The organism is Humibacter sp., from assembly GCF_051954055.1.
In the GTDB taxonomy this organism is placed as follows: Bacteria; Actinomycetota; Actinomycetes; order Actinomycetales; family Microbacteriaceae; genus Humibacter.
Genome location: NZ_JBQCIE010000092.1, coordinates 314,573 through 321,056, shown reverse-complemented (window position 1 = coordinate 321,056; position 6,484 = coordinate 314,573). Strand labels below are relative to the sequence as shown.

Annotated in this window: 8 protein-coding genes; 2 read left to right on the top strand and 6 right to left on the bottom strand. The window is 67.5% G+C overall.

Features of this window, described 5'->3' with window-relative positions; genetic code table 11:
- From ACTHNC_RS11370 to xseA, 5 genes are all read right to left on the bottom strand, one after another.
- A partial coding sequence (locus ACTHNC_RS11370; protein WP_440294704.1) for a lyase family protein occupies positions 1-394 on the bottom strand: 394 nt, incomplete at its 3' end.
- A 69-nt stretch (positions 395-463) separates the two neighbouring features.
- Positions 464-1,090: a carbonic anhydrase gene (locus tag ACTHNC_RS11365; protein WP_440294703.1), complete on the bottom strand. Its 627-nt coding sequence runs from the start codon at positions 1,088-1,090 to the stop codon at positions 464-466.
- Complete coding sequence (locus tag ACTHNC_RS11360; protein ID WP_440294702.1) at positions 1,087-1,740, bottom strand: DUF4245 domain-containing protein; 654 nt, start codon at positions 1,738-1,740, stop codon at positions 1,087-1,089. The genes ACTHNC_RS11365 and ACTHNC_RS11360 overlap by 4 nt, the downstream gene beginning before the upstream one ends.
- A 5-nt stretch (positions 1,741-1,745) precedes the next feature.
- The gene (locus ACTHNC_RS11355) at positions 1,746-2,063 is read right to left on the bottom strand and encodes an exodeoxyribonuclease VII small subunit (protein ID WP_440294701.1); all 318 of its coding nucleotides are present in this window, start codon (positions 2,061-2,063) and stop codon (positions 1,746-1,748) included.
- Between the two features lie 10 nt (positions 2,064-2,073).
- Entirely contained in the window at positions 2,074-3,438 is a 1,365-nt protein-coding gene (gene xseA, locus ACTHNC_RS11350) for an exodeoxyribonuclease VII large subunit (RefSeq protein WP_440294700.1), read from the bottom strand.
- 16 nt (positions 3,439-3,454) lie between these two features.
- Here xseA and ACTHNC_RS11345 point away from each other — a divergent pair, with 16 nt between their 5' ends.
- Positions 3,455-4,486 carry a 4-hydroxy-3-methylbut-2-enyl diphosphate reductase gene (locus ACTHNC_RS11345; RefSeq protein WP_440294718.1) on the top strand — a complete coding sequence of 344 codons (1,032 nt, stop codon included), beginning with the start codon at positions 3,455-3,457 and terminating at the stop codon, positions 4,484-4,486.
- A complete protein-coding gene (locus ACTHNC_RS11340) occupies positions 4,483-5,079 on the top strand; it encodes a DUF6264 family protein (RefSeq protein ID WP_440294699.1) in 597 nt (198 codons plus the stop codon). The genes ACTHNC_RS11345 and ACTHNC_RS11340 overlap by 4 nt, the downstream gene beginning before the upstream one ends.
- Positions 5,080-5,158: 79 nt before the next feature.
- On the opposite strand, the gene fbaA is transcribed toward ACTHNC_RS11340, so the two are convergent.
- The gene (fbaA, locus tag ACTHNC_RS11335; RefSeq protein ID WP_440294698.1) at positions 5,159-6,193 is read right to left on the bottom strand and encodes a class II fructose-bisphosphate aldolase; all 1,035 of its coding nucleotides are present in this window, start codon (positions 6,191-6,193) and stop codon (positions 5,159-5,161) included.
- Positions 6,194-6,484: the final 291 nt, after the last annotated feature.

The following is a 6,484-nucleotide window of genomic DNA, read 5'->3' as shown; positions in this document are numbered from 1 at the left end:
GGTGCACCGGGCGGCCGAGCCGGCGGGTGGCGAGCGTCGCCAGCACCTCGTTCATGTTCATGTTCGACGACGTGCCCGAGCCGGTCTGGTACACGTCGATCGGGAAGTCGCCGTTGTGGGCTCCGCTGACGACCTCGTCGGCGGCGGCGGCGATGGCCTCGGCGACGTCGGCGTCGAGGACGCCCAGACGAGCGTTGGCGAGCGCGGCCGACTTCTTGATGCGGGCGAGCGCGGCGATCTGGGCGGACTCCAGCGTCGAGCCCGAGATCGGGAAGTTCTCCACGGCCCGTTGCGTCTGGGCGCTGTACAGGGCGTTGCGCGGTACCCGCACCTCGCCCATCGTGTCGTGCTCGATGCGGAAGTCGTCCGTCTCGCCGGGCGTCTGGCTGTCCATTCCTTGGGATCCCTTTGTCGTTGTGTCGGCTGTCGTTGTGTCGGCTGCGCTGCGTTTCTGGGCCGGTGGTCAGACTTCGCCGATGACAAGGTGCGAGGACACCGTGCCATCGCTGAGCCGATAGTTGGCACCGACGATCGCCAGTTCGCCATCGGCGACGGCCTGGGCGACGAGCTCGCTGCGTCGCAGCAACTCGCTGACGGTGTCTTTCACGTGCTCGCGTCCCACTTCCGTGGAATCCACGGAAGAGGGGTCGGGCGTCTCGCCCGCGACTCTCCGGACGGCGGGAACGATCGGCGCGATGAGGTCGGCGATGTGCGGTGGGAGCCTGTCTGCATCCGGCGCTGCCGAATCGATGGCGGCACGGACGGCGCCGCAGCTGTCGTGGCTGAGGACCAGGAGGAGGGGCACGTGAAGCACCGCCACGGCGTACTCGATCGACCCGAGGACGGACTCCGAGATCACCTGACCGGCATTGCGGATGACGAACGCGTCGCCGAGCCCCAGGTCGAAGATGATCTCGGCAGCCAGACGAGAATCGCTGCATCCGAAGATCGTGGCGACCGGTGCCTGCGAGCCCGCGGTCTCTGCTCGGCGCTCAGCGTCCTGCCGCGGGTGCTGCGGGCGGTCCGCGACGAATCGCGCGTTGCCCTCCTTCAGCTGCTTCCAGGCATCCGCGGGTCTGCTGTCGGTCATCCGTGTTCCTTCGCGTCGGAGGCGAGCTGCCGACTTACGACATCCGCCAGTTGGGTGAATTCCTGGGTGTCGGCAGTGCCGTAGAGCACCACGGTGCTCGCACCTTCCGCGGCCGACAGCGCGTACTGCACATCGCCGACGTCGCGGCTGGACTGCCGGTTGTCGTAGATGCTCCACTTGACACCGTGCACGGTCGTGCTGCCGACGGGGTTCGAGTTCGCCACCTGACCGGCCAGCCACGTGGCATTCGCGCGAAACCCCTGAACCATGCCGATGTATTGCTGAGAAGGCGTGATCAGCCCGATGTACCACTCGTCGACGCGGTCGTCGGTCTGCTGACGCAGTTGCGCGGAGTTCGACTTCCAGTCGGAGGGGAGCTTCGGCGTGATCAGCGGGTCGGGTTCTGTGCCGGCGCCCTGTTCCGCGATCTTCACGTAGTCCACGCTCTTGACCGCGTCGGGCGTCGGCCGCGGCACCATGAGAACGATCACGACGACGAGCGCCAGGGTGGCCAGCAGCGAGTAGATCAGGTTGTTGACCGTCTGCCGTCTGCGGTGATCGGCGGATGTCTGAGCCTTGCGTCGCGCCGTCTCCTCCGGCGTCTCCGGCCGGCCGAGCTCGGCGACGACTGGATGTTCGTTCCTCGCCATGACCTCTAGAACGGATCCTCTCGAGGCGCATCTTCACTGGACGCCCGATCGGTGCCTGCCGCGCGGTCGACGCCCGCTCGTGCGGCATCGAGCCTCGCCTTGGCCCCGATGAGCCATTCCTCGCAGCGTCGCGCGAGGGCTTCGCCGCGCTCCCACAGCGCCAGCGACTCCTCGAGGGTCGACGTGCCCTGCTCCAGACGCGACACCACGCCGATCAGCTCGTCCCGCGCCTGCTCGTAGCTGAGGTCGGACGTGCCGACGTCGGCGCCGTTCGCCGGGGCGCCTGATGCCGGCGCGTCGAGTGCGGTGGAGTCGGAGGGCATGTCTTCCATCCTAGGAGCGGCTCGCCGCAGACGGGCTGGGTGCCGGCTCCCCTGGGGAACGACGACCGGCCGATTGCTCTGTGGACGCATCGTCTGGCGTCTCGTGCTCGTGCGACGGATGTTCGCCCATGGAAGTCGCGCGCAGACGCCCCTCGGCGAGCGCCACAAGGAGCGGCGACCCGTTCGGTGCATCGTGCGGTCGTCGCACAATGCCGTCGGGGCCCTGCACGATCGCGTATCCACGGTCCAGGGTGCTCTGCGGCGAAAGGGCGCGCAGGCGCACGGACAGCTCACGGGTCGTGTTCTCCGCGCGCTCGACGCAACGATCGACCAGCTCGACCCCGCGGGCGACGTAACGAGTGAGGTCTTCGGCGCGGGACGCGACGATCCAGTCGTGGGACGCCAGAGCGGGGCGCGATCGCAGTTGGGCGATGCGATCGATCTCGTGAGTGAGCAACGCCGTCACTCTCGTCGTCATGCGCATTGACGCCTGCTGCACGCGGAGCAGTTCCTCAGCGACATCGGGGACGACCCGCTTGGCGGCATCCGTCGGCGTCGACGCTCGCAGGTCGGCGACGTCGTCGAGGATCGGCCGGTCGTTCTCGTGCCCGATGGCGCTCACCAGCGGCGTCGCGCAGGCGGCCGCGGTGCGAACGAGGTTCTCGTCGCTGAACGGAAGCAGGTTCTGGAAGTCGCCGCCACCCCGGGCGACGATGATCACATCGACCTCGGGATCGGCGTCGAGCTCACGGATGCCCGCCGCGACGTCGGCCGCGGACCGGTCGCCCTGCACTGCTGCGTGCCGCACCCGGAAGCGCACCGCCGGCCAACGAAGTTGCGCGTTGCGCAGAACATCCTTCTCGGCATCCGAGTCCCTGCCGGTCACCAGGCCGATGCAGTGCGGCAGGAACGGGAGCGGCTTCTTGCGGCTCTGCTCGAAGAGGCCTTCCTCGCGCAGCTGCGCTCGCAGCCGCTCCAGCCGCTCCAGCAGGTCGCCTAGCCCGACATGACGCATGTCATAGACCTGCATCGTGAGCGTGCCGCCCTTGAACCAGTAGTTCGGCTTGATCAGGGCGACGACTCGGTCGCCCTGCTTCAGGTCGGCCGGGATGCGGGAACGGGTGGACGACCAGATCGTGAACGAGATCGTCGCATCGGCCTCGCAGTCCTTGAGCTTGCCGTAGACGTTGCCGCCGGAGACACCCCACTGCGTGACCTCGCCCTCGACCCAGACGCTTCCGAGTCGGTCGATGTAGTCACGGAGCTTGCCGGCCAGAATGGCGACCGGCCACGGCGCTTCGACCGTGGGCAGGGCATCCGGCACGCTCAGTTCCCTCCACTGTTGTCGGCCTAGGCTTGCTACCGTGAGCGACACGACGATCGACCTGGCGATGCCGCGCGTTCCCGGCGTTCGGGGCAGGCTCAAGGATAACCCGGTGGTCGGACGCAAACGGGTGCTGTTGGCCGCACCCCGTGGATACTGCGCGGGTGTGGATAGAGCCGTCATCGCCGTCGAGAAGGCCCTCGAGCGGTACGGCTCACCGGTCTACGTGCGCAAGCAGATCGTGCACAACATCCACGTCGTCTCGACGCTCGAGAAGCGTGGTGCGATCTTCGTCGACGACGTCGATCAGGTTCCAGAGGGCTCGCACGTCGTGTTCAGTGCGCACGGAGTGGCGCCCTCCGTGGTGCAAGCGGCCGCAGACCGCGGACTGCGCGCGATCGACGCCACCTGTCCACTCGTGACGAAGGTGCACCGCGAGGCGGTGCGCTTCGCGCGCGACGACTACGAGATCCTGCTCATCGGCCACGCCGGGCACGAAGAGGTCGAGGGCACCGCCGGCGAGGCCCCGGAGCACGTCACCCTGGTGAACGGCCCGGACGACGTCGATGGTCTGCAGGTTCGGGACCCGGAACGCGTGGTCTGGCTCTCGCAGACCACGCTGTCCGTCGACGAGACGATGGAGACCGTGCGTCGCCTGCGCGAGCGCTTCCCGAAGCTCGCCGACCCGCCGAGCGACGACATCTGCTACGCCACGCAGAACCGCCAGGTCGCCATCAAGAAGGTGGCGCAGGAGGCCGACCTCGTGCTCGTCGTCGGATCGGCCAACTCGTCCAACTCCGTGCGTCTCGTCGAGGTGGCGCTGGAGAACGGGGCGAAGGCGGCGCACCGTGTCGACTACGCCAGCGAGGTCGAACAGGAATGGCTCGACGGCGTGACCACGATCGGTGTCACGAGCGGGGCATCCGTGCCCGAGGTTCTCGTGCAGGAACTGCTGGACGACCTCGCGGATGCCGGTTACGGCGATGTCGAGATCATCAAGACCGCAGAGGAAGACCTCATGTTCTCGCTGCCCAAAGAGCTGCGACGCGACGAGGCCGGGACGCAGGATGCCCGCGCTCTCGGGGGACGAGCGCGATGAGCGACTCGAGCTCCCGTCCGCGCCCGCAGTACGGCGAGTACGCGACGCCGGAGGAGCAGCGTGCCGCGGTCAAGGCGCCCGAGACGAATCCGCACTACGCGCCGCCCGAGGAACAGCGCCCTCCGTACATTCCGCAGCCGTCGCCGTTCCACCCGGATGCCGCCGACCGCTTCGCACCTCCGCAGGCGCCGGAAGCGGGGCATCCTTCCGAGACGTCGACGGCCCTGAGGCATCCGGCGGATCGGGTGGTCACCATCGCTCTGCTGGTGCTCGGCCTCTTCAACGTGATCACCACGATCGCCGGTCGCGACGGCATCGCCAGTCAGATCGACGGCGCCTACCGCAGCATGGGACTGACCGGCGACTACATCGTGACGCCGCTCACCGGAACGGTCGCCGACGTCGTCGCGATCGCGTTCCTCGCCTTGTGGGTCGTGGCTGCGGGGCTGTCCAGCTGGGCGATGCTGCGCGGCTGGATCGCGTTCTGGATCCCGCTGGCGGCGGGCTTCCTCGCGAGCCTCGCGAGCGCGGTCGGATACCTCATCCTGTTCCTGCACGACCCGACTTTCCTGGCGTACATGCAGCATTTGTGAGCCCGAGGGGTACGGACCGAGCCGTGAACGCGAGAAGGGCGCCGGCTCGACGCCGACGCCCTTCCCATGATGCTCGTCGCTATTTGCCGGAGAGGGACTGACCGGCGGAGCCGAGCTGCTGTGTCGCCTCGATGACGCGCTGTGCCATGGCGGTCTCGGCGACCTTGCCCCAGGCGCGCGGGTCGTACTGCTTCTTGTTGCCGACCTCGCCGTCGATCTTGAGCACACCCGAGTAGTTCTCGAACATGTACCCGGCCACCGAGCGCGTGAACGCGTACTGCGTGTCGGTGTCGATGTTCATCTTGATCACGCCATTCGCGACGGCCTGCGCGATCTCCTCGTCGCTGGATCCTGAGCCGCCGTGGACGACCAGGTCGAGCGGCTTCGGACCGGTGCCGAAGCGCTCCTGAATGCCCTCCTGGATCTCGCCGAGCAGCTCGGGACGCAGCTTCACGTTCCCGGGCTTGTACACGCCGTGCACGTTGCCGAACGTGAGCGCGGCGATGTAGCGGCCGTTCTCGCCGAGCCCTAGCGCCTCGACCGCCTTGGTCACGTCGCCCACCGTGGTGTAGAGCGCCTCGTTGGTGCCCTCGTGCTTGACGCCATCCTCTTCGCCGCCGACGACGCCGATCTCGACCTCGAGGACGGCGTTGATCGCGCGCGTGCGCTTGAGCATCTCCTGCGCGATCTCGAGGTTCTCGTCCAGTGGCACGGCCGAGCCGTCCCACATGGGCGACTGGAAGATCGGGTTGCGCCCAGCCTTGACCTCTTCTTCGGATGCCGCGATCAACGGCAGCACGAAGTCCTCGAGCGCCGGCTTCGGGCAGTGGTCCGTGTGCAGGGCCACGGTGATCGGGTAACTCTTCGCCACCTCGGTGGCGAACTTGGCGAACGCGAGCGCGCCCGTGGCACGCGCCTTCACGGTGTGGCCGGCGAAGTAGTCGGCGCCGCCCGTGGTGACCTGGATGATGCCGTCCGAGCCGGCCTCGGTGAGACCCTGAAGAATGGCGTTGATCGACTGCGACGAGGATGCGTTGATCGCGGGGTACGCGAAACCGCCCTTCTTCGCACGATCGAGCATCTCGGCGTACTGATCAGGGGTCGCGATGGGCATGACGTCTCCTCATGAAACAGGGGCGGATTCGCCACGAGTCTAACGAGTCCAAGGCAGCGGCCTGGTGCAGCCGAGACGGTCCCTCAAAGCATTCAGTTCACGCGCTGTGAAGAATCGCGAATCATTCGGCAGTCTTTCCGCCGGGAGATGCCCGATCTGCTCCTAGCGTAGAACGCGGAACGGTATCGAACCCCACAGAAGGAGCGCTTGTGCCCAGCGACCTGATCGATCGGCCCGCAGACCTGGACGACGCCGCCGACAGTCACGCATCCGGAGCAGATGTTCGTAGCG

Coding starts and splice junctions, on each gene's coding strand:
- ACTHNC_RS11365 (WP_440294703.1), bottom strand. CDS start 1,090: ATGACCGACAGCAGACCCGCGGATGCCTGGAAGCAGCTGAAGGAGGGC.
- ACTHNC_RS11360 (WP_440294702.1), bottom strand. CDS start 1,740: ATGGCGAGGAACGAACATCCAGTCGTCGCCGAGCTCGGCCGGCCGGAG.
- ACTHNC_RS11355 (WP_440294701.1), bottom strand. CDS start 2,063: ATGCCCTCCGACTCCACCGCACTCGACGCGCCGGCATCAGGCGCCCCG.
- ACTHNC_RS11345 (WP_440294718.1), top strand. CDS start 3,455: ATGCCGCGCGTTCCCGGCGTTCGGGGCAGGCTCAAGGATAACCCGGTG.
- ACTHNC_RS11340 (WP_440294699.1), top strand. CDS start 4,483: ATGAGCGACTCGAGCTCCCGTCCGCGCCCGCAGTACGGCGAGTACGCG.
- fbaA (WP_440294698.1), bottom strand. CDS start 6,193: ATGCCCATCGCGACCCCTGATCAGTACGCCGAGATGCTCGATCGTGCG.